19 protein-coding genes are annotated in these 19,691 nt (G+C 57.3%); 11 read left to right on the forward strand and 8 right to left on the reverse strand.

Features of this window, described 5'->3' with window-relative positions:
- Nucleotides 1-575 (forward strand): substrate binding domain-containing protein (locus V7080_RS10930; protein ID WP_334188427.1); only part of this gene is annotated, 575 nt, incomplete at its 5' end.
- Nucleotides 576-759: 184 nt separating this feature from the next.
- On the opposite strand, the gene V7080_RS10935 is transcribed toward V7080_RS10930, so the two are convergent.
- Entirely contained in the window at nucleotides 760-966 is a 207-nt protein-coding gene (locus tag V7080_RS10935) for a cold-shock protein (protein WP_334188428.1), read from the reverse strand.
- Nucleotides 967-1,228: 262 nt separating this feature from the next.
- On the opposite strand from V7080_RS10935, the gene V7080_RS10940 reads away from it, so the two are divergent.
- Complete coding sequence (locus V7080_RS10940) at nucleotides 1,229-2,983, forward strand: RecQ family ATP-dependent DNA helicase (RefSeq protein ID WP_334188429.1); 1,755 nt, start codon at nucleotides 1,229-1,231, stop codon at nucleotides 2,981-2,983.
- Nucleotides 2,984-3,102: 119 nt separating this feature from the next.
- Here V7080_RS10940 and V7080_RS10945 read toward each other — a convergent pair whose 3' ends face one another.
- Both V7080_RS10945 and V7080_RS10950 read right to left on the reverse strand, forming a co-directional pair.
- A complete protein-coding gene (locus V7080_RS10945; protein ID WP_334188430.1) occupies nucleotides 3,103-3,534 on the reverse strand; it encodes a hypothetical protein in 432 nt (143 codons plus the stop codon).
- A gap of 91 nt (nucleotides 3,535-3,625) precedes the next feature.
- Nucleotides 3,626-4,822, reverse strand: a complete 1,197-nt coding sequence (locus tag V7080_RS10950; protein ID WP_334188431.1) for a serine hydrolase domain-containing protein — start codon at nucleotides 4,820-4,822, stop codon at nucleotides 3,626-3,628.
- A 172-nt stretch (nucleotides 4,823-4,994) separates the two neighbouring features.
- Here V7080_RS10950 and V7080_RS10955 point away from each other — a divergent pair, with 172 nt between their 5' ends.
- A complete protein-coding gene (locus V7080_RS10955; protein ID WP_334188432.1) occupies nucleotides 4,995-5,354 on the forward strand; it encodes a hypothetical protein in 360 nt (119 codons plus the stop codon).
- Between the two features lie 113 nt (nucleotides 5,355-5,467).
- On the opposite strand, the gene V7080_RS10960 is transcribed toward V7080_RS10955, so the two are convergent.
- Entirely contained in the window at nucleotides 5,468-6,781 is a 1,314-nt protein-coding gene (locus V7080_RS10960) for an NAD(P)/FAD-dependent oxidoreductase (protein ID WP_334188433.1), read from the reverse strand.
- A 133-nt stretch (nucleotides 6,782-6,914) separates the two neighbouring features.
- Between V7080_RS10960 and V7080_RS10965 the strand changes: the two genes are divergently transcribed.
- The gene (locus V7080_RS10965) at nucleotides 6,915-7,895 is read left to right on the forward strand and encodes a LysR family transcriptional regulator (RefSeq protein ID WP_334188434.1); all 981 of its coding nucleotides are present in this window, start codon (nucleotides 6,915-6,917) and stop codon (nucleotides 7,893-7,895) included.
- Nucleotides 7,896-7,906: 11 nt separating this feature from the next.
- Here the strand turns inward: V7080_RS10965 and V7080_RS10970 are convergent, their stop codons facing one another.
- Nucleotides 7,907-8,578 (reverse strand): glutathione S-transferase, encoded by a 672-nt coding sequence (locus V7080_RS10970; protein ID WP_334188435.1) that lies wholly within the window; start codon nucleotides 8,576-8,578, stop codon nucleotides 7,907-7,909.
- Nucleotides 8,579-8,863: 285 nt separating this feature from the next.
- Here V7080_RS10970 and V7080_RS10975 point away from each other — a divergent pair, with 285 nt between their 5' ends.
- Nucleotides 8,864-11,584: a bifunctional diguanylate cyclase/phosphodiesterase gene (locus V7080_RS10975; protein ID WP_334188436.1), complete on the forward strand. Its 2,721-nt coding sequence runs from the start codon at nucleotides 8,864-8,866 to the stop codon at nucleotides 11,582-11,584.
- Between the two features lie 202 nt (nucleotides 11,585-11,786).
- Here V7080_RS10975 and V7080_RS10980 read toward each other — a convergent pair whose 3' ends face one another.
- Both V7080_RS10980 and V7080_RS10985 read right to left on the reverse strand, forming a co-directional pair.
- Nucleotides 11,787-12,062: an HU family DNA-binding protein gene (locus V7080_RS10980; protein ID WP_334188437.1), complete on the reverse strand. Its 276-nt coding sequence runs from the start codon at nucleotides 12,060-12,062 to the stop codon at nucleotides 11,787-11,789.
- Nucleotides 12,063-12,223: 161 nt separating this feature from the next.
- Nucleotides 12,224-13,435, reverse strand: coding sequence for a GGDEF domain-containing protein (locus tag V7080_RS10985; protein ID WP_334188438.1), 1,212 nt, complete (start codon nucleotides 13,433-13,435; stop codon nucleotides 12,224-12,226).
- Between the two features lie 453 nt (nucleotides 13,436-13,888).
- Here V7080_RS10985 and V7080_RS10990 point away from each other — a divergent pair, with 453 nt between their 5' ends.
- The 6 genes from V7080_RS10990 (at nucleotide 13,889) to V7080_RS11015 (ending at nucleotide 19,372) form a co-directional block, all read left to right on the forward strand.
- A complete protein-coding gene (locus V7080_RS10990; protein ID WP_334188439.1) occupies nucleotides 13,889-14,752 on the forward strand; it encodes a branched-chain amino acid ABC transporter permease in 864 nt (287 codons plus the stop codon).
- 2 nt (nucleotides 14,753-14,754) lie between these two features.
- Complete coding sequence (locus V7080_RS10995; protein WP_334188440.1) at nucleotides 14,755-15,780, forward strand: branched-chain amino acid ABC transporter permease; 1,026 nt, start codon at nucleotides 14,755-14,757, stop codon at nucleotides 15,778-15,780.
- On the forward strand, nucleotides 15,773-16,537 hold the full coding sequence (locus V7080_RS11000) for an ABC transporter ATP-binding protein (RefSeq protein WP_334188441.1): 765 nt from the start codon (nucleotides 15,773-15,775) through the stop codon (nucleotides 16,535-16,537). Before V7080_RS10995 ends, V7080_RS11000 begins: the two co-directional genes overlap by 8 nt.
- Nucleotides 16,524-17,231 carry an ABC transporter ATP-binding protein gene (locus V7080_RS11005; protein WP_334188442.1) on the forward strand — a complete coding sequence of 236 codons (708 nt, stop codon included), beginning with the start codon at nucleotides 16,524-16,526 and terminating at the stop codon, nucleotides 17,229-17,231. Before V7080_RS11000 ends, V7080_RS11005 begins: the two co-directional genes overlap by 14 nt.
- Before the next feature lie 61 nt (nucleotides 17,232-17,292).
- Nucleotides 17,293-18,462 (forward strand): ABC transporter substrate-binding protein, encoded by a 1,170-nt coding sequence (locus V7080_RS11010; protein WP_334188443.1) that lies wholly within the window; start codon nucleotides 17,293-17,295, stop codon nucleotides 18,460-18,462.
- Between the two features lie 61 nt (nucleotides 18,463-18,523).
- Nucleotides 18,524-19,372 (forward strand): SMP-30/gluconolactonase/LRE family protein, encoded by an 849-nt coding sequence (locus tag V7080_RS11015; RefSeq protein ID WP_334188444.1) that lies wholly within the window; start codon nucleotides 18,524-18,526, stop codon nucleotides 19,370-19,372.
- Nucleotides 19,373-19,391: 19 nt separating this feature from the next.
- Here V7080_RS11015 and V7080_RS11020 read toward each other — a convergent pair.
- Nucleotides 19,392-19,691 (reverse strand): AMP-binding enzyme (locus V7080_RS11020; RefSeq protein WP_442947213.1); only part of this gene is annotated, 300 nt, incomplete at its 5' end.

The raw sequence follows: 19,691 nt of genomic DNA on the forward strand, positions 1-19,691 counted from the left end.
CACTCATACCGTCCTTTCTTTCCGAGCACCGGGACGTCAGCGTCACATTGAACCTCAATGACCGCGTGGTCGATCTGATCGGCGAAGGCGTCGACGTCGCGATCCGCATTGCCGCACTCTCGGACTCCAACCTGATCGGCGTAAAGCTGGCAGACAACAAGCGCGTCGTCGTCGCGTCTCCCGCATACCTGAAACGCCACGGAACACCGGCATCGCTCGATGATCTCGCACGCCATAACTGCCTTGCCATCAGCAGCGAAGGCAGTCAACGAGGTTGGACCTTCCGCCAAAACGGCAAGAACGTCACCTTGAAGGTGGGAGGCAATATGGTATGCAATGACGGTGCCGTGCTGCACGACTGGGCGCTGTCCGGCAAAGGGCTTGCCTGGCGCTCCATGTGGGAGGTCAGTACCGATATTCAATCCGGACGTCTGACCACGGTGCTGGATGAGTTCGCTGCACCGGGAAACGATATCTATGCAGTATTCGCGCAGCGGCGACATTTACCGCTTCGCATCCGGGCATTCGTCGATTTTCTGCGTCACGCGTACGCACATCCGGATTACTGGAAATAACGCGGAAGACGCCGTGAAGAATCTGTCCAGCCGCTGTAAAGCGGCGCTCAAACCGCGCCTCTCGCTTCAATCAAACAAGGCGTAAAAAAAGCCCCGGGGGGAACCGGAGCTTTTCTTTGCATCGTTAGCAGCTACAACGATAAGCACTTGCGCTTATCTGTCCAGGCAAATGCGCCTGGATGACTTAGTTGATTGGCTGGATGTTCGATGCCTGCTTGCCCTTCGGGCCGGTTGTCACTTCGAAAGAAACGCGCTGATTTTCTTTCAGAGACTTGAAACCATTGGATTGAATCGCGGAGAAGTGTGCGAAGAGATCCTCGCCGCCTTCGTCCGGAGTGATGAAGCCGAAACCTTTGGAGTCATTGAACCATTTAACAGTACCTGTTGCCATTACATTTCCTATTTCAGTTGAATTGGGCTGATGCCCGGGTAGAGCCTTTGAAGCAAGAGAGGAATGACAGACGAATACTGCACCACTAGCTAACACTTCAACGGTGCGAAATTATACCTCAGCTCCCGTCGAAAAGTGAAAGTTAATACAATTCGCCACCCGGCGATTTCATCTGGTTCCGGATGTCAATAGGCTTCCTGCATGGCTTGATATGGCATGGATACTGCATTCCTTATTGCACCCGCATCCATCAAAACATTTCATGCCTACGAGAATCACAACGACACCAGGACGCAATATCCGCGCATCATTTCCGGCGCCGGCAACCGGCGCAAGCATGTTCAATCGCATACCCGAAGCAGACGCAAGGCTTCTTGAAGAAACACTGGAGGATACATTCGGCATAACGCATTTACGCCCAGGCCAGCAGGAAGTCATTGAAAGCATTCTCCAGGGCAAGGATACCTTGGCCATCATGCCCACCGGCGCGGGGAAATCACTTTGCTACCAATTGCCAGCACTCAAGATGCCGGGTACAACCGTCGTCGTGTCGCCATTGATCTCACTAATGAAAGACCAGATCAGCAAGCTGGAAGAAGCCGGCGTGGCTGCGTCGGAAGTAAACAGCACATTGACCGCACGGGAGGAAAGCGCCACTCTGGAGGATATCGAGCAGGCGAACAGCGAGTTCATTTTTACCACCCCGGAACGTCTTTGCGATCCCGAGTTTCTCGAGTCGGTCAAGCAGGCCAAGGTCGACCTGTTCGTCATCGATGAGGCCCACTGCATTTCCCAATGGGGACATGATTTCCGCCCCGCGTTTCTGCAACTCGATGCGGCTATTGCTGCACTTGGCAGCCCTACCGTTCTTGCCCTGACAGCAACCGCCACGGACGAGGTCATCGCCGACATCATGGCCCAATTGAAGAGGCCAAAAATGCATGTCATCAATACCGGCATCTATCGGAAAAATTTACGCTATCGGGTGATTGCCGCGACCGATGAACTACAGAAACAGCATGAAACCCTTCGAATCGTCAGAGAGACGGAGGGGTCGGGCATCATTTATGCCGCGACTGTAAAGATGGTGGAGGAACTGCACTCGGCATTGCTGGCCGCAGGGCAAGACGTCACGAAGTACCACGGACAGATGCCGCCGAAGGAAAGAACACACAACCAGGAATTATTCATGCGTGGGGAATGCCGCGTGATGGTTGCCACCAACGCGTTTGGCATGGGCATAGACAAAGCGGATATCCGCTTTGTCATACATCATCAGATTCCTGCGAATCTCGAAGCTTATTACCAGGAATCCGGTCGGGCAGGACGTGACGGCGAGCCCGCGGATTGCATCCTTCTCCATTACCTGAAGGACAAACGGGTGCAGCAGTTTTTTCTGGCACGACGATATCCCACGGCTGGCGATGTCGACTCTGTCTATTCGACGCTCGCCGCATTGGACAAAGAAGAGCCTGGCGTCTCCTTTGCACGGCTCGAAGCAGAAATGGAACAGCTGTCGGCAAGCAGATTGCATGTGGCGTTGAAACTACTGCGGGATGGCGGCTTTATTTCCCAGGATGCGACGCTTTCCTATCGTCTCACCGGTAAAAAAGTTGCCGGCAAATCATTGGATGTGCTGGTTGCGACCTATGAAAAGAAAAGCGAACGGGACCACGAAGCACTCGATCGAATGGTCTTCTATGCCCAAACAGGATTCTGCCGATGGAAGGTGCTGCTTGAGTACTTCAGCGAACAGGCTGAATGGGAGCATTGCGGCAACTGTGACAATTGCCTGAAGCCTCCGGAGGAAGAACTGAGCCCGGTACCTGCCCGCTATCAGCAACACATTCCGGCCGCACGCCACGAAGCATCACCCTTCCACGCGGGATGCGCAGTCAGGGTCAGCAAGTTCGGTGAAGGCCGGGTAGTTGAAATCCAAGGCGACAAGGTCACGATCGTCTTTCCGGATACAACCCAAAAAACTTTTCTCGAAGGGTACGTAGAAATCGTTCAGTAAGTTCAGTACACCTGGATGGCCTGACCAACATGCACCGCGATATCGCAGCACTTATTCAATCGAGCCAACGCGCTGGAGGAACAAGCATCGTTGCCGCATCCGAACGCGCACTTTTTCAATCAAAACGACGAAAGGAAGGAAATGAAGCACTCCATCATCGCCGCTGCCATGCTTGCAGCATTTTCTCTTGCCGCATGCAACAAGCAGGAAGCGAATTCGAATACAGGCTCGACTAGCGCGGGCAGCACCGGGGCGCCCACCGCAGGCGGATCCGGGGCATCGACACCAGGCGGCAGCGGAACGGTAAATGGCGGAGCCAGCAGCGATCCGGGCGCGGCCAGCACCGGAAACACCGGTTCGGCGGGTTCACCGACACCTCCGGCAGCGGCGACCGGCACCGCAGAGTCACCCGCCAATTCAGGTGGAGGTGCGGGTGCAGCGGGTTCGGCAGGTGCCGCCGACGCGACCACGGGAGGGACTACAGGCGGCGCAGGCGGGAGCAGCACATCGACTGGCACACCCAGCGGCCTGAGCGATACGACAGGCGGCAAAGCGCCCGGAACGTCCGCCTCAGGCGAAAAGAAGGAGTAAGAGAGACGGCACGCATTGATTCGGCAATGCGTGCCTCTGTCCTTGACCTTGTCAGTTCAACGCACCGTAGACAAGGTTGCGGAAAAGCTGCCGATAGTGATTGCGTTGCTCCGGCGCCTGCATCAGGAATATTGCCAGCATCTTCTCGACCGGATCGATCCAGAAGTAAGTCCCGGCCAGACCACTCCACGTGTAATCGCCGACCGAACCAGGTATAAATGCACCGCCGGGAGTGATGCGCACGCCGAACCCCAAGCCAAAGCCGTATCCCGGTCCGGGAAGGAAACTTGCGCCTGCGCGCGCCTCGGGCAATTGGGCAAGATGATCGCTGGCCATATACCGCAATGTGGCCCGCGACAGGACTCTCTTGCCGTCCAGCTCCCCTTCATTCAAAAGCAAGCGGGCAAACCGCAAATAATCATGTACGGTGGACATCATGCCGCCGCCGCCGGACAGGAAACTCGGCCGTCGCAGCGGATCGAGTAATTTGACGGCATTGCCCGTGACGGGATCGACGGCAAATGGTTCAGCGATGCGCTGCGCGTGTTCGGGTCGCACCTGAAAACCCGTTTCATGCATTGCGAGCGGTTCGAGAATACGCTCGGCAAGCACGGCATCCAGCGGTGCACCGCAGACGCGTTCCAGAAGTACGCCAAGCACATCGGTCGAATGGCTGTATTCCCACGTGGTGCCAGGCTGATAGGCAAGCGGCAGACGGGCGATACGTTCGATGAATTCGGCACTGCTTGCCTTGACTGTGCCGACCCCTGCCTTCAGGTATTCGCTTTTTACGAGTGACTCGCCGAAGATGCCATAAGTAAGGCCCGATGTATGACGGAGCAGATCCTGCACGGAAATCGGCTGGCGCGCATCCGTCATCTGTAGCGAACGACCGCCATTTGCCTCTGCGACTTCAACACCGACCTTCATGCGGCGGAATTCAGGCAAGTACTTGTCGATGGGGTCCGTGAGCAGGATATGGCCCTGCTCGACCAGCGTCATGATTGCGACCGACACCAGCGGCTTGGTCATCGAATAAATGCGGAAAATGCTATCAAGCGCCATCGGCCTGCCTGATTGAGGCACCTGCATGCCGAGTGCCTTTTCGTACACAACGGCATCGGATGTCGCGATCAGCATCACTGCGCCGGGAATCCGGCCGGCATCGATGTCAGAGCGAATCTTCTCGGTGATTACATCAAGGCGGGCGGCGGAAAATCCGAGGTGTTCGTTCGGAGTAGAGTTCATACAGGACACTCGGCGGTAGGAGAAATGGAGACATTATGATGGCATGCTGAAAAACATTCATGACGCACGGCAATGCCGATGGTTGCAAATTGTTACTCAATACTACGGCTGGTACCGTGATGGCTGTCAACCGTCACACATTGCACCCGTTCTAGACTCGTGCTAGTCACAAATGTTTGTCAACCTCAACTTGAAAGGTTCCATCATGAATAAATTAGTTGCCGCACTGATTGCCAGCGTTTTTGCCGCTTCTGCTTTCGCCGCCGGACACAGCGCGTCGCCAGCAACCGGTACCCATAAGGGCGACAGCAAGATGCACGAATCGGACACGAAGGCTAGCAAGGACGCTGCGAAGGCAGATGAAAAAGCGGCCAAGGCCGATGCGAAGGCAGATAAGCAGAAAGCGAAAGCGGATGCCAAGGCGAGCAAGCAGAAAGCCGAAGCCAAGGCTGACAAGGCAGAAGCAAAAGCCGATGCCAAAGCGGATAAGGCCGAAGCAAAAACCGAGAAGGCAATGTCGACCACAAAGTAAGCATGCATCTGTAAGTGCGAACCGAATAGCGAAAGAGGCAGGATACCTGCCTCTTTCTCGTTGGTTCCGATCATCCCCGCTGGGAACCTTGATCGCTCTTCATTCAGCGAACTTCAATGCAATTTCACCGGCGGCGCCAGTCGGCCGCGCAGCCAATGCGACAGAGTTTGCGCCACCATGCTCACGAATCCATGCAACACAAGCACATGCTTCCTGTACATCAGCCGGTACAGCACCCGGGCGAGCATGCCATCGACGACCACTCCCCTGCTGCCGAACTTCCCCAGTCTCCCGATTAATACACCGACCGCCACGAAGGGTCCGAGAGACACCAGCGAACCGTAGTCCCGGTATTGAAAATGCGGGAGACACTTTTCGTCCGACTCCCCCAGCACCGTCGCGAGAAACACGGCCTGTTGATGTGCGGCCTGCGCCCGTGGCGGAATGACGGTTCCGTTCACGGAACAAACATGGCTGGAACAATCCCCGATGGCGAATACCTTTGGATCGTCGACGGTTTGAAGGCTTGGCCCGACCAGGACCTGCCTGAGCCGGTTGAGGCGAAGTCCAAGGGTAGCGCAGACCTGCGGCCCTTCGACACCTGCCGCCCATAGCGTGATATCCGACGCATGAACGTTGCCCGCTTCGTCATGCACCGCATCTGAAGTAACCTTTGCCACACCGCTTGCGGTACAGACTTCAATACCGAGCGACCGCAGGTATTGCTCTGCGTTTCGCGCGAGTTTCGCATCCAGCTGCGGAAGGATGCGATCGCCGCGTTCAACGATACGAATCCGTACGTCTCGCGCAGGGTCGAGCGCATGGATGTTGTATTTCGCGAGTGCATGGGCTGTGTGATGAAGCTCGGCGGCAAGCTCCACGCCGGTCGCCCCGGCGCCGACGATGACGACGTTGACCTTGGCATCGGGCTCGATGCCGGTCTCGCGCCGTATGCCCTTCTGGACACAGAGCGCAACGAGTCGCTGGCGAAATTGCTCCGCCTGATCAACCGAATCGAGCGTCATCGAATGCTCGGCCGCCCCCGCGATGCCGAAGAAATTGGTTACCGCACCGAAGGCCAACACCAGCTTGTCGTAGTGCAGCTTGCGGCCCGGTTGGTGTTCCGATCCGTCGCCGCCATGACAGGCGCCGATATCGATGGCCTGTGCCGTACGGTCGACCGACATCACCTCTCCATGCACGAACTCGAAATGGTGATGCGCCGCCTGGGCCGAGTACTCCACTTGATGCACTTGCGGATCGAGCTTGCCCGAGGCCACCTCATGCAGCAGCGGCTTCCAGACATGCGTCGGCGATCGATCGATCAACACGATGCGAGCACGACGCCGACGGCCGAGCCGGTCGCCAAGGCGTGTCGCCAGTTCCAGGCCACCTGCTCCGCCGCCTGCGATAACTATGGTTTGCATAGAAAACCTCCGAATGACATAAAGCTGGTGCGCCGGCAAATGTACTGCTGTTCCGGCATGTTCGCTGTTAATATAAGCGCAACAAACACAAAAGAAAAATTAATTTTTCTGCCATATCGATAAGGTTTTACTTATGTATCACGCGAGCTTCAAGCAATTGCAGGCGCTGTTACTGGTCGCGCGGCATGAAAGCGTTTCAAGGGCCGCGGATGCCTTGCATGTGACCCAGCCGGCGGTGTCGCTGCAACTTCGAATGCTGGAGGAAGCGGCGGGAACACCGTTGACAAGGCGTGTCGGGCGCGGCATTCAACTAACAGCCGCCGGCGAGGTCATGGTCAGTTTTGCAGAACGGATACTCGGCCTCTGGGAGGAAGCCGCCGACGAGGTCGCCGCATTGAAGGGCGTGATCAGCGGCACGCTGCGCATCGGCGCCATTACCACGGCTGAATACATCCTGCCGCCGATGCTGGTCAAGTTCACGACCGAGCGTCCGGATGTGCGGATCAAGCTGAAGGTCGGCAACCGAAACGAGATCGTCAACATGCTGGCCAAGCATGAAGTGGACCTCGCCATCATGGGAACGCCCCCGCATGAACTGCGCACGAACGCGTCGCGTTTTGCGCGGCATCCGATGGCGTTCGTGGCAAGTCCGGATCATCCTTTGATGAATCGCAAGCGAATTACGCTGGCCGACATCATGGAAACCAATCTTCTGGTGCGTGAGCGCGGCTCAGGAACACGGACGGCCGTCGAGCGCCTGTTCAAGGAAGCCGGTTACCCGCTTCGCATCGGATCGGAGTTATCGAGCAACGAGGCAATCAAACGCATGGTGGTAGCCGGCCTGGGCGTAGCTTTCCTTTCCATGCATGCCTGCATGCTGGAAGTCGAAGCCGGGCTGGTCCGCATGTTGCCGATGCAAGGCAACCCGATCGAAGCGGATTGGTACGTGATGCACCTTATCGACAAGCCGGTGCCGATTGTTGCGGCGGCGTTTCAGGACTTCGTCATCGAAAGCGGACAGGCTGAAGTGCGCGCCCAGCTTCGCGCGTTTCATAAGGAAGCGGTGAAAAGCCGGCCCAAGTCTGACAAAGCGACAGCGGCTGTCCGCCGCTGATCGGTCGCTTCCTAGCCCAGCAGTTCGTATTCGCCTCCGCGCTCGAGTGCGCGCTTGTAGGCGGGACGATCGTGGATACGCTTCAGGAATTCCATCAGTCGGGGGCGGCTTTTGCCCAGCCCGGCCCGTGCCGCGGCGGCCTCGAGCGGAAAGCTCATCTGGATATCCGCGGCCGAGAACCGGTTTCCGGCAAACCAGTCCGAATGGGCCAATTCCTGTTCCAGGTAGTCCAGGTGCCGTTCGATCTGGGGCTGGATAAACGAGGATTTCGCACGACGCGCGATCGCCGCTGCCACAGGCCGGACGAGAAACGGCATCGGTCCCTTCTCGATACGATCGAAAACCAGTTTCAACAGCAAGGGAGGCATTGCGGACCCCTCCGCATAGTGCAGCCAGTAGGTGTATCGCATCCGCTCGGGTGTGCCGGCAGGCGGCGCCATCGTTTCCTGTCCATATTGTTGAACCAGGTATTCGATAATCGCACCCGACTCGGCAAGAGTAAGGCCACCATCGACGATGACCGGAGATTTACCCAATGGATGAATCTCCCGCAGCGACGCTGGCGCCAGCATGGTCGTACGGTCTCGTTCATAACGCCGGATTTCGTACGGGATGTCGAGCTCTTCAAGCAACCAGAGAATGCGCTGCGATCGGGAGTGATTCAGGTGATGGACGGTGATCATGGATATTTTTTATTGGTATTGATGCAATCAATCAAAAGCCTGTGGAAACAGACGCAAATGCAGGTCGAGTGTAACAACATTCCATGGACGGTTTACGCCCCTGCTTCGATGACCTATACGCAAGGCCGAACCGCTCGAGCAAATTTAGGTTAACGCATTGCAACAGAGCTGCCATTTCGATATTTCCATATGGTAATCTTTTGTAAGCTCGTAGTCGCCCGCCGGCGCGTCGAGCCAGGATGATTTGCCCCTGCTAACCAAAGCCGGACAACCGGAACATGCACGATGGCGAACATACCCCCCGTCAAACCCCATGAACGGGAATTCCGGAAACTTGCTTTCCTTCGCGAACAGACTCGCGCAATCCTCATATGGGTGTCGTTGGGCATATTGCTCTGCGGTCTGCTATGGGGCATTACGCTATCCAAGATCGACAGCGACCGGCTGGCCATCAGGGAACGCGCACTGCACCATGCCACGTCCCTTTCACACGCCTACACCGATGAATTGGCTCGCACCATCGCGCAGATCGATCAGATCACGCTGAATCTGAAGTACTACTGGCAAAAAACTGGCGGCAATCTGGAATTGGAGGATCAGCGCCGGTTCGGTCTCTATCCGGCTTCTTCGATGCTGCAGGTAGCGATCGTCGACCGTAGCGGCGCAACGCTGACGAGCACCCAAACCATGGTGAAGGACGACCCGGCGTTGACGGGAAAGGATTTTTTCCGGCGCCACAGGAACGACCCATCGCCACAATTGCTGATCAATCCGCCGTCTCCAGGACTGGACCCTGACAAGATGCGCGTACGCTTTTCCCGTCGGCTGGATACGGCTGACGGAGAATTTGACGGCATCGTGGTGGTATCGGCGGATCCCGAGTATCTCGCCTCTTTTCACAACGAGTCGCTGCTAAGCAGAGGCGATTTCCATGGCGTTACGGACGCCAACGGCGCCCTCCTCGCTTTCAAGGGTGGCGTGGCGATCATGTCGAGGGACAAAGGCCTGAATAACGTCCTGCCTCCGGTGGCAAGCAGTGCCCGGATAATGCCTTTGCCGGGCGCGCATTTCGACGACAGGCTTCCCAGAATGGTCGTCCGGCAGACGGTCGCGCAGTATCCCGTAACGGCCTTTATCGGGCTATCCGAAGAGGCCATGTTCCAGTCCTATCGTCAAACCCAGGGCAACTATCGCAATATCGCAGTTCTCGGCACCATCTGTCTCGTCGCTTTTGCGCTGACCGGAATGTATTTTTCCTTGCGGCTTGCATGGCGAAAGCAACAGGCCGATGAGGTGAGGAAAGCGTACCGCATGGCGACCGATGAAGCGCGTGAAGGTTTTTACATGGTGCGCGCAATCCATGATCGTGATGGAAAGATCGTCGATTTTTTGCTTGAGGATTGCAACGAACGTGGCGCCAGCATTGCCGGCCTCACGCGCGCCGACATGATCGGGTTGCGGTTCTGGAAGCTGTTCAATGGTGAGCAAGCGCAGGAGACGTTTGAATTTTTTACGGAAGTGATGCGGACCGGATTCTACGAAGGCGAATATCGGATATCGCCCGGCAGTCCTTTGCAGGGCACGTGGATGCACAGAAAGCTGGTGCGAGCCGGCGATACGCTTGCAATAACGCTCCGCGACGTGTCCGACACCAAGGCACATGAACAGGCCCTGGCAAAACTCGCGAATACCGATGTGTTGACGGACCTTCCCAATCGCCATTGGCTGACCGAATTCTTGCCCGGTGCGCTCGAACGCGCGAAACACAATCGCAAGAAGGTGGCGTTGCTGTTCGTCGATCTCGATGACTTCAAGAATATCAACGATACGCTGGGCCATGCCTCCGGCGATGAACTGCTGCAAGCCGCGGCGCTGCGACTGCGGTCGGTCATTCGTCCGGGCGACAGTGTCGCACGCCTGGGAGGTGACGAATTCACCGTGATCATTGAGCAGGTCGAGGGCAGTGACGATGTCTGCCGCGTAGCCGAACGAATTGTAAAGACATTGAGCGAGCCGTTTCCGCTCGCCGATGGCAATAGCCACACCGTTCACGGATCGATCGGGATCAGCCTCTATCCGGAGGACGGCGATGATGCGAAAACCTTGCTTAAACACGCCGACATAGCGATGTACGCTGCAAAGGCCAACGGCAAAGCCCACTATCAATTCTTCCAGCCGCAATTATCCGAAACCCTCGTGGTCCGGCTCAACCGCGAACATGCATTGCGCGGCGCCATCGAACGGGATGAATTCATCCTGTTTTACCAGCCGCGCGTCGATACCTTCAGCGGCGAATTGCGCAGCATGGAGGCGCTGGTGCGGTGGATGCATCCCGAAAGAGGCATGGTCCCGCCGCTGGAATTCATCCCGGTGGCGGAAGATACTGGAATGATCGTGAAACTGGGAGAACTGGTGATCAGGAAGGCTTGCGCGCAGCTGGCGCAATGGAAGGCAAGCGGCCTGCCACTGGTACCGGTGTCGATCAATGTATCTCCGCGTCAGTTCAACCAGGGGAACGTCAGCGCCCTCTTCGCCTCAAGCATGGCCGAGCACGGCATCGATGCTTCCCTGATCGAAATCGAAATCACCGAGTCATGCATGATGGGCGATGGCCATGTGGTCAATGAGCAGTTGGCCGCGATCGACCGGCTTGGCATCAAGCTGCTGGTGGATGATTTCGGGACCGGCTATTCGTCACTATCGCAACTTCAGAAACTGGATCTCGATATACTCAAGATCGATAAGGCGTTCACTGCCCAGGTGTGCAACGGGAAGGAAGGCGAAGCCTTTTTCATGGCCATCCTGTCCATGGCCCACGTGCTTGGCATGAGCGTCGTGGCGGAAGGTGTGGAGACCGAGGAGCAATTGCGGGTGCTTCAGGCGCTGTCATGCAACGAGGTACAGGGATACTATGTGTCGAAGCCGGTACCGGCCGCCGACATGCCGGCGCTGATGGAAAAGCGTTTCCTGTTTCCCGCTTCGAGGTCCTTGCTGAAGGCAGTGTGAGGTAGGAAGCGATCGCAGGTTAACTCTCTGCCGCAGCAAAGCCGTACGGGAAAAAGCGAAGATGAAGGTGTGTGAAGAGATTTGCCCCGCTCCAGGCAAGCCCGGGTGTGCTGCCGACAATTGCAGGCGGCGCGCGGGATTGCGGCTGTGAGCAGGGAAAAGGGACAGCTACTGTCGTCCCTGGAATGTCGGGTACAGCTTCTTATTTATTGACCGCATCCTTGAAGGCTTTACCTGCCGCGAACTTCACTGTGTTCGCCGCAGCGATTTTGATCTCTTCGCCGGTACGTGGATTACGGCCGGTACGCTCTGCACGCTTGCCGGCGGCGAAAGTACCAAAACCAACCAGTTGTACCGTGTCGCCATTGGCTACCGCCTTGACAACGTTGTTAACAATCGATTCGAGCGCGCGTTGTGCAACTGCCTTTGACAGGTCGCAATCGGCTGCGATGGCGTCGATGAGTTCCGTCTTGTTCATGCAATCTCCTTGGTTGAAAGAGAGTGGATTCTAGCATCAGAGCCACGTTGCATTTCACTGAATTGCTTTTCCGCATCACGCATACGCTTCTTTACAACGCTATTGCCTATCCGAATGGCATGAAATCCGGCTTCCGGTTTCCGTATGGCGATAGCGGAATGTCATGCCGTAGTAACAGCGATTCCAGTTCCCATCACTACGCGATTGCGGCCGGCTTGCTTTGCCTGATAAAGGGCTGCATCTGCGGCGGCGAGGAATTGATGCGGGTACTGGGTAATATCCGGGTCGAGGCCTGCCACGCCGATGCTGATCGTGACCACATCGGCAGTGCTGGACTGGGCATGCGGTATGCCGAGGTCGTAGATGGCCATCCGGACCTTCTCCGCTGTTTCGATAGCCTGCTCCTGCGATAGGCCGGGCAGCAGCCCGATGAACTCTTCGCCACCGGTGCGCGCAATGATTTCGTCGCGGCGCCGGAAATTTGCATTGAGTACTGCGGCGACGCGGACCAATGCGCGGTCGCCGGCGATATGGCCATAGCTATCGTTAAACGCCTTGAAGTGGTCGACATCAATGAAGAGCACCCATAAGGGCGTACGGTTGACCTGCGCATATGCCAGCAGTTGGGGAAACCGCAGATCGAAATAGCGCTTGTTATACGACGAGGTCAGGCCATCGCGGTAGGAGAGATTCTCGAGCGTATCGTTTGCCTGCTGCAGTTCCTGCTTTCGTGCCGCATCCCGTTCGGCAAGAAGGAAGCTTCGTCGCTCTTCCATCTCATGCCAGTAGTTTCCAAGCAGGGAGACGGATGCCGCTGAAAACAGCAGCACAATATTGTTGATATGCGATGCAATGGGTATGTGGGTCGCTGCAAGAGAAACGATCACGAAGTAAACAAAGAAAGCCATTGAGACGACAGACGCCAGGACGAACCGGAATCGGACGACGACATTGCTGAAGACGATAAACAGGCAAAATCCCGCCAACTCCTGCACGGCCAGGGGGGCGTTGCTTTGCAATACCAGCCACACGGTCGTCGCACCGATCAGGAATGCGACTACGGCAACCAGGCCTTCGCGAACATGATAATTGGCGATATAGCCGAAGAGGAAACTGGTGGCGGCAAATACGGGAAAGGCGACCAGAAACCGGAATTGCCACAGGTGCAGGTAGATGTCCGGCAGTAGCGCATAGTCGCACAGGGCGAAGAGAAGATAGACGAAGGAACCGGCCCATGAAGTATTCCAGATGTGTCGCGTGCGCTGCCCCCTGATCCTTTCCTGGAAGTAGCTTTCGACGTCTTTTGGAAAAGCCAGCAATGGCGATTGCCTGGCAAGCAGCGCGTCGATGGTTTCCTGCGAAGGACTTTTCATAAATCCCGTTTCTACTGCAACGAAGACTACGGCAATGGCGTGACAACCCGATGATTGCTGAAGGGTATGGGAAACGATATATAGCTGGTCAGGCGTCGTAGCGACACCGCAAGACTGGTGCCTGACATCATCGCCAATCTCACAATCGTTTTACCTGAACGCCCTAACTTCCTGTGAAAACCCGCGTTTGGACTAGACTGATCTAACCAGAACTCTCGGCGCTCGATTATTGCATGAAGGCAATAATTAATCATATCTTTCCTTGAGCTCGAGCAATCTAATACCCAACAAGTTTTGCATAGCAGAACTTGGTTCCAATATTTGTTGACACTGAATCGGGGTATACGTTAACTTCGCACCCACATTGCGTGGTTGGCATGAAGACATCTTCGGCTGCCACTAATAATAAAGACCGGACCGTCAGGGACCGGACAAATCACAGGAGACGACAACTTGGAACTTGTACTTCAACAGGTCCTGAACGGACTTACATTGGGAGGGGTGTATAGCCTGGTTGCACTGGGCCTTACATTGGTCTACGGCATCCTCCACGTACCCAATTTCGCCCACGGCGCGTTTTACATGGCCGGGGCCTATGCGTCCTTCTTCTTGATGACTTCGCTGGGCATGAATTACTGGCTGGCAATGATCGGCTCCGCCGCGGTCGTCGCCATCATTGCGGTCATCGCCGAGCGCCTGGTCTTCCATCCCTTGCGGAACTCGCCCGGCTTGCACCACATGATTGCGGCGATTGGCCTCCTGCTCTTCATCGAGTCGGGCGCACAGGCAATCTGGGGCGCCGAATTCCATCGGCTGCAGACCCCTTACAACGGCATCCTGAATTTCTCCGGGCTGATCCTTCCTGTACAGCGCCTGCTGATCATCATCGCCGCCTTCGGCCTGATGGTTGCACTCCACCTCTTTCTCAAGAAGACCGTGATGGGTTCGACCATCATCGCGATGGCGCAGAACCGTGACGGCGCCGCGCTCGTCGGCATCGATCCCAACCGCGTCGCCATGCTGACCTTCGCCATCTCCGGCGTGCTGGCCGCCGTGGCCGCCACCCTGTACGCGCCGATCAATCTCGTCTACCCGGCCATGGGCAACCTCGTCATCACCAAGGCGTTCGTCATCATCGTGCTGGGCGGCATGGGCAGTGTGCCGGGTGCGATCGTAGGCGGCTTGATCATCGGCTTCGCCGAAGCATTCGGTGCGTTCTACATCTCGACCGATTACAAGGACATCATCGCCTTTGTGCTGCTCGTCGTGATTCTTTCGGTCCGTCCGGAAGGCTTGTTCACCAAGGGAGTTCGCTAAGCATGAAATATCTCGACAGTAAAATCGGCTGGCTTCTTCTGATTGCGCTCGGCCTGGCATTTCCCTTCCTCGTCGGCAACGACTACCACCTGACCGTCATGTCGATGGCGTATATCTTTGCCATCGGAACCATCGGCCTGAACCTGATTACCGGCTACACCGGTCAGTTCAATCTTGCGCACGCCGGCTTCATGGCGGTCGGCGCCTACACCGTCGGCATCCTGACGGTCGATTACCAGGTGCCGTTCTGGATCGCCTTTGCGCTTTCCGGCGTGGTCGCCGCGGTAATCGGCTTCTTCGTCGGCATCGTGTCGCTGCGCCTGAAGGGACACTTCTTCTCCATTTTTACGCTTTGCATCGGCTACATCATGTTCCTGCTGATCGAGAAATGGGAAAGCCTGACGCATGGCACAGTCGGCATCATCGGCATTCCGGCGCCGCCGCCCATTGGCGGCATTGATTTCGAGACGCCTCGTGCGCAGTACTACATGGTGCTGTTCTTCCTGGTCATCAGCGTGTGGGTGATGCATCGCATCGTCAATTCGCTCCTCGGCCGCACATTCGTCGCGATCCGAAACAGCGATGACCTGGCGGAAGCGCTGGGCATCAACCTGATGCGCAACAAGGTGCTGTCGTTCATGCTGTCGGTGTTCTATGCCGGCATGGCAGGCGGCTTGTATGCAGGCACCGTCCGCTTCATCGGGCCCGGCATTGCCGGCGTCGAGCATGCGTTCGACATGACGATGTTCATGCTCGTTGGTGGCATCGGCACCCTCTTTGGCCCGCTGCTCGGTGCGCTCTCCATGCCGTGGATTACCCAGTATCTGCAGTTCCTGCAGGATTACCGCTTCCTGGTGTTTGGTCCCCTGCTCATCCTGCTCATCATCTTCCTGCCCAACGGCATCGTCGGCACCTATCTCGGCTGGAAGGCACGCAGCGCATCGCGTTCCGCCGCTGCCATGCCGACACCGGTCAAGGCAAGCCGTGTGACCGGCGCCGTGAAACAGGAAGGAGGCTCCCATGCTTAAGATTGAATCCCTGACCAAGAAATTCGGCGGCCTCACCGCGGTCAACGATGTATCGACCACGATTGAAAAAGGCAAGATCAATGCGATCATCGGCCCCAACGGCGCCGGCAAGACAACTTTCTTCAACCTGATCAGCGGTGCACACAAGCCGACGTCCGGACGTATCATTTTCAATGATCACGATGTCACCAACCTGCGTGCGGACCAGGTCGCCAAGCTGGGCATCTCGCGCACCTTCCAGACCACCAATCTGTTTGACCGCGCGACTGTTCTCGACAACCTGATCGTCGGCCACCGGTTGCGCACCCAGTCCGGGTTGATGGATGTGCTGTTCGGAACCAAGCGCCTGAAGGACGAAGAAAAAATCTGCCGCGAGAAGGCACGCGACGCGCTCGACTTCGTGGGCCTGTCGCACATCTCCCACCGGATCGCGGCCGATATCTCGCAGGAAGAACGCAAGCGTGTCGCCTTTGCGCTCGCGCTGTCCACCGATCCGACGCTCGTCCTGCTGGATGAACCGGCCGGCGGCGTGAATCCGGAAGAAACCATCGGCCTGGCGGAACTGATCCGCAAGATGGTGAAAACCGGCCTCACCGTCTGCCTGATCGAACACAAGATGAACATGATCATGAACCTGGCCGACAAGATCATGGTCCTGAACTATGGCGAGAAGATCGCCGAAGGTACGCCTGCCGAAATCCGCGCGAACCCCTTCGTGATCGAAGCCTATCTGGGGAGTGAACATGCTGCAGCTTGACAAGGTTACGGTGAACTATGGCAGTTTCCGCGCGCTCGACAACGTCAGTATCCATGCCAAGGAAGGCGAACTGGTCGTGCTGCTCGGTGCCAACGGCGCCGGCAAGAGCTCGATTTTCCTCACCGTCAGCGGACTGAACAAAACCGGCAACGGCAGCATCCGCTTCCGCAACAAGGAACTGGTCGGCATGAAGCCGTCGCAGATCGTGCATGACGGCGTGGTGCATTGCCCGGAAGGCCGCAAGCTGTTTCCCGGCATGTCGGTGCTGAAGAACCTGACACTCGGCGCCTATGTGCATCGTGCCGACAAAAAAGGCATCAGCCGGTCGCTTGAAGAGGTGTTCGCCCTCTTCCCGATCCTGCACGAGAAAAAAGATTTGCCTGCCGGTTCGCTGAGCGGCGGTCAGCAGCAGATGGTGGCGATCGGACGCGCGCTGATGGGTCGCCCGAAGGCATTGCTGCTCGACGAGCCATCCCTCGGACTGGCGCCGCTGGTCGTCAAGCAGGTATTCGATGTGATCGAACGCATCAACAAGGCCGGTACCACCGTTCTGTTGGCCGAACAAAACGCTTACGCGGCGTTGAAGATTGCGAACCGCGCTTATGTCATCGAGAGCGGACGCATCGTCATGGAAGGCAACCGGGATGAATTGCTGAATAACGAGGAAGTGAGAAAAGCCTATATCGGTGCCTGAACCGCGGTTCAGGATGCGCACCATGTGAACTTTGTTTTACATATACCTACAGGAGACTGGAATGCAAATGAAAACCAAACTGAAGTACCTCGTCGCATCAATCGCCGTTGGAATGGTCGCTTCGGGCGCAGCATTCGCGCAGGAAGTGGTCAAGATCGGTTACTCCGGTCCGCTGAGCGGCGGCGCCGCGCTGTACGGCAAGAACGTGCTGACCGGCATGGAAATGGCCGCGAAGGAGATCAATGAACGCGGTTTCGAGGTCGGCGGCAAGAAGTACAAGCTTGAAATCGTCGCACTGGACGACCAGTACAATCCGGCGCAGACAGGCGTGAACGTGCAGCGTCTGATCCAGCAGCACAAGACCCCTGCCGTCCTGGTGCCGCACTCCGGCGGCATTTTCGCCGTGCAGGCGTTTAATGAAAAGTCGAAGGTTCTGCTGCTGGCCTACACCAGCCTGCCGCAGGTCACTGCCCGCGGTAACCAGTTGTCGATCCGCATTCCGCCTGAGTTCACCGGCTACATCAATCCGTTCATCAAGCATGCGATGACCAAGTACGGAAAGAACGTGGCGATCGCCAACGCCGACCACGATTACGCCAAGGCATGGACCGCTGCGTTCAAGCCGGCATGGGAACAGGCTGGCGGCAAGGTCGTTGCGGAAAATCCAATGTCCTACAACAAGGCGACAGACTTTTACAGCGGTGTCAGCCGTGTGATGCAGAACAATCCTGACGTCATGTTCATCGGCGGCGCGTCCGAGCCGACCGCGCTGGTGGTCAAGCAGGCACGTGAACTCGGGTTCAAGGGCGGCTTCATCATCATCGACCAGGCGAAGATGGACGAGATGGCAAAGGTGATTGGCGGCTACGCGCCGATCGAGGGTGCGATCGGCGTGCTGCCGCTGGTGGAAGACAATCGTCCAAGCTCGCGCCTGTTCGTGCACAAGTTCCAGAAAGCGTATCAGAAGGATCCAAGCTCGGAGGTATCGCTCAACTACACTGCGGTCCATGCAACTGCGATGGCAATGAAGCTGGCGAAAACCGTTTCCGATCCGGCTGCGATCCGTGCCCAGATGGACAAGGCATTCAAGAGCCTGCCGTCCGAGCATAATCCGAACGAGATCAACGGCGTCACCGAGAACGGCGGATCGACAGCGAATACCTACGTCGCTACCGTCGAAGGTGGCAAGGTGAAGGCGGTGAATCTGCAGAACCTGGCAGCCGCGAAGTAATCGGGCGCTTTTCCCGTACATCAAGCCGGCTCGCGAGCCGGCTTTTTTTTGGAATGATTCAATGGACACGAATGACAAACCAACCCTGGTGGTCGACGGACTCGCCTTCGCCGAAGGGCCTCGCTGGCATGAGGGAAAGCTCTGGTTCTCGGACTTTTACACGCATGAGGTGAAATGCATCGATGCCGACGGTAAGGTGGGCACCGTCGCCACGGTGCCGGGCCAGCCGTCAGGACTCGGCTGGCTCCCCGATGGCCGCTTGCTGGTCGTATCGATGACCGACCGACGCTTGCTGCGGCAGGACGGCGACAAGCTCACCCTTGTTGCCGATCTTGCCGGGCTCGCGCCCTTCCACTGCAACGACATGGTGGTGGACCGGCATGGACGCGCGTATATCGGCAATTTCGGCTTTGACCTGGTCGCGAAGGAAACACCGAGGCCGACCGTGCTGATCATGGTGACGCCTGATGGAAAAGCGCAGGTTGCAGCGGAAAATCTTCTGTTTCCCAATGGCTGCGTGATCACGCCGGACGAGCGCACCCTGGTGGTGGCCGAAACCTTCGGCAAGCGGCTGACCGCGTTCGATATTGCGGACGACGGCTTCCTATCAAACCGACGCGTCTGGGCAGAGTTGGGCGACGCATTCCCGGACGGCATCTGCCTCGATGCGGAAGGAGCGATCTGGGTTGCCTCTCCGACGACATCGGAATTTCTGCGGGTGCATGAAGGCGGAAAGATTTCGTCACGCATCCCGTCGGAGCAACAGGCCATCGCCTGCGCGCTCGGCGGCAGTGACGGAAAGACGCTCTACATGGTGACCGGGCGGGTCGGACGCGCTGATAAGTCCCTGGCCGAGCGCACAGGCAAGATCCTGTCCCTGCGGGTGGATGTGGCAGGGGCCGCCTGGTAAGCAGCCCCTTTCGCCGGATTTATGCTATCGGCGTCTTCGGCTTGAAGGAATCGCGTAGCTCCCGCTTCAGCACCTTGCCGATGGCGCTGCGCGGCAAGCTGTCGACCATCTGTACCGCGGCCAGCCGCTGCGTCTTGCCGAGACGTGCATTCGCCCACTCCATCAGGGATTCCGGCGCGAGGCCCGATCCGGCGCGGGCAACCGCGAATGCCACCGGCGTCTCGCCCCATTTATCCGACGGCATGCCGACCACCGAGACGTCGTCCAGGTCCGGGTGCTGGCGCAGTACCGCTTCGATGTCGCTCGGATAGATATTGAA

Origin of the sequence: Noviherbaspirillum sp., from assembly GCF_036846085.1 — a bacterium.
Lineage (GTDB): Bacteria > Pseudomonadota > Gammaproteobacteria > Burkholderiales > Burkholderiaceae_D > Noviherbaspirillum.

Coding starts and splice junctions, on each gene's coding strand:
- V7080_RS10995 (WP_334188440.1), top strand. CDS start 14,755: ATGAAATATCTCGACAGTAAAATCGGCTGGCTTCTTCTGATTGCGCTC.
- V7080_RS11015 (WP_334188444.1), top strand. CDS start 18,524: ATGGACACGAATGACAAACCAACCCTGGTGGTCGACGGACTCGCCTTC.
- V7080_RS10940 (WP_334188429.1), top strand. CDS start 1,229: ATGCCTACGAGAATCACAACGACACCAGGACGCAATATCCGCGCATCA.
- V7080_RS10985 (WP_334188438.1), bottom strand. CDS start 13,435: ATGAAAAGTCCTTCGCAGGAAACCATCGACGCGCTGCTTGCCAGGCAA.
- V7080_RS10975 (WP_334188436.1), top strand. CDS start 8,864: ATGGCGAACATACCCCCCGTCAAACCCCATGAACGGGAATTCCGGAAA.
- V7080_RS10970 (WP_334188435.1), bottom strand. CDS start 8,578: ATGATCACCGTCCATCACCTGAATCACTCCCGATCGCAGCGCATTCTC.
- V7080_RS11000 (WP_334188441.1), top strand. CDS start 15,773: ATGCTTAAGATTGAATCCCTGACCAAGAAATTCGGCGGCCTCACCGCG.
- V7080_RS10980 (WP_334188437.1), bottom strand. CDS start 12,062: ATGAACAAGACGGAACTCATCGACGCCATCGCAGCCGATTGCGACCTG.
- V7080_RS11010 (WP_334188443.1), top strand. CDS start 17,293: ATGCAAATGAAAACCAAACTGAAGTACCTCGTCGCATCAATCGCCGTT.
- V7080_RS11005 (WP_334188442.1), top strand. CDS start 16,524: ATGCTGCAGCTTGACAAGGTTACGGTGAACTATGGCAGTTTCCGCGCG.
- V7080_RS10935 (WP_334188428.1), bottom strand. CDS start 966: ATGGCAACAGGTACTGTTAAATGGTTCAATGACTCCAAAGGTTTCGGC.
- V7080_RS10955 (WP_334188432.1), top strand. CDS start 4,995: ATGTTTGTCAACCTCAACTTGAAAGGTTCCATCATGAATAAATTAGTT.
- V7080_RS10950 (WP_334188431.1), bottom strand. CDS start 4,822: ATGAACTCTACTCCGAACGAACACCTCGGATTTTCCGCCGCCCGCCTT.
- V7080_RS10965 (WP_334188434.1), top strand. CDS start 6,915: ATGTATCACGCGAGCTTCAAGCAATTGCAGGCGCTGTTACTGGTCGCG.
- V7080_RS10960 (WP_334188433.1), bottom strand. CDS start 6,781: ATGCAAACCATAGTTATCGCAGGCGGCGGAGCAGGTGGCCTGGAACTG.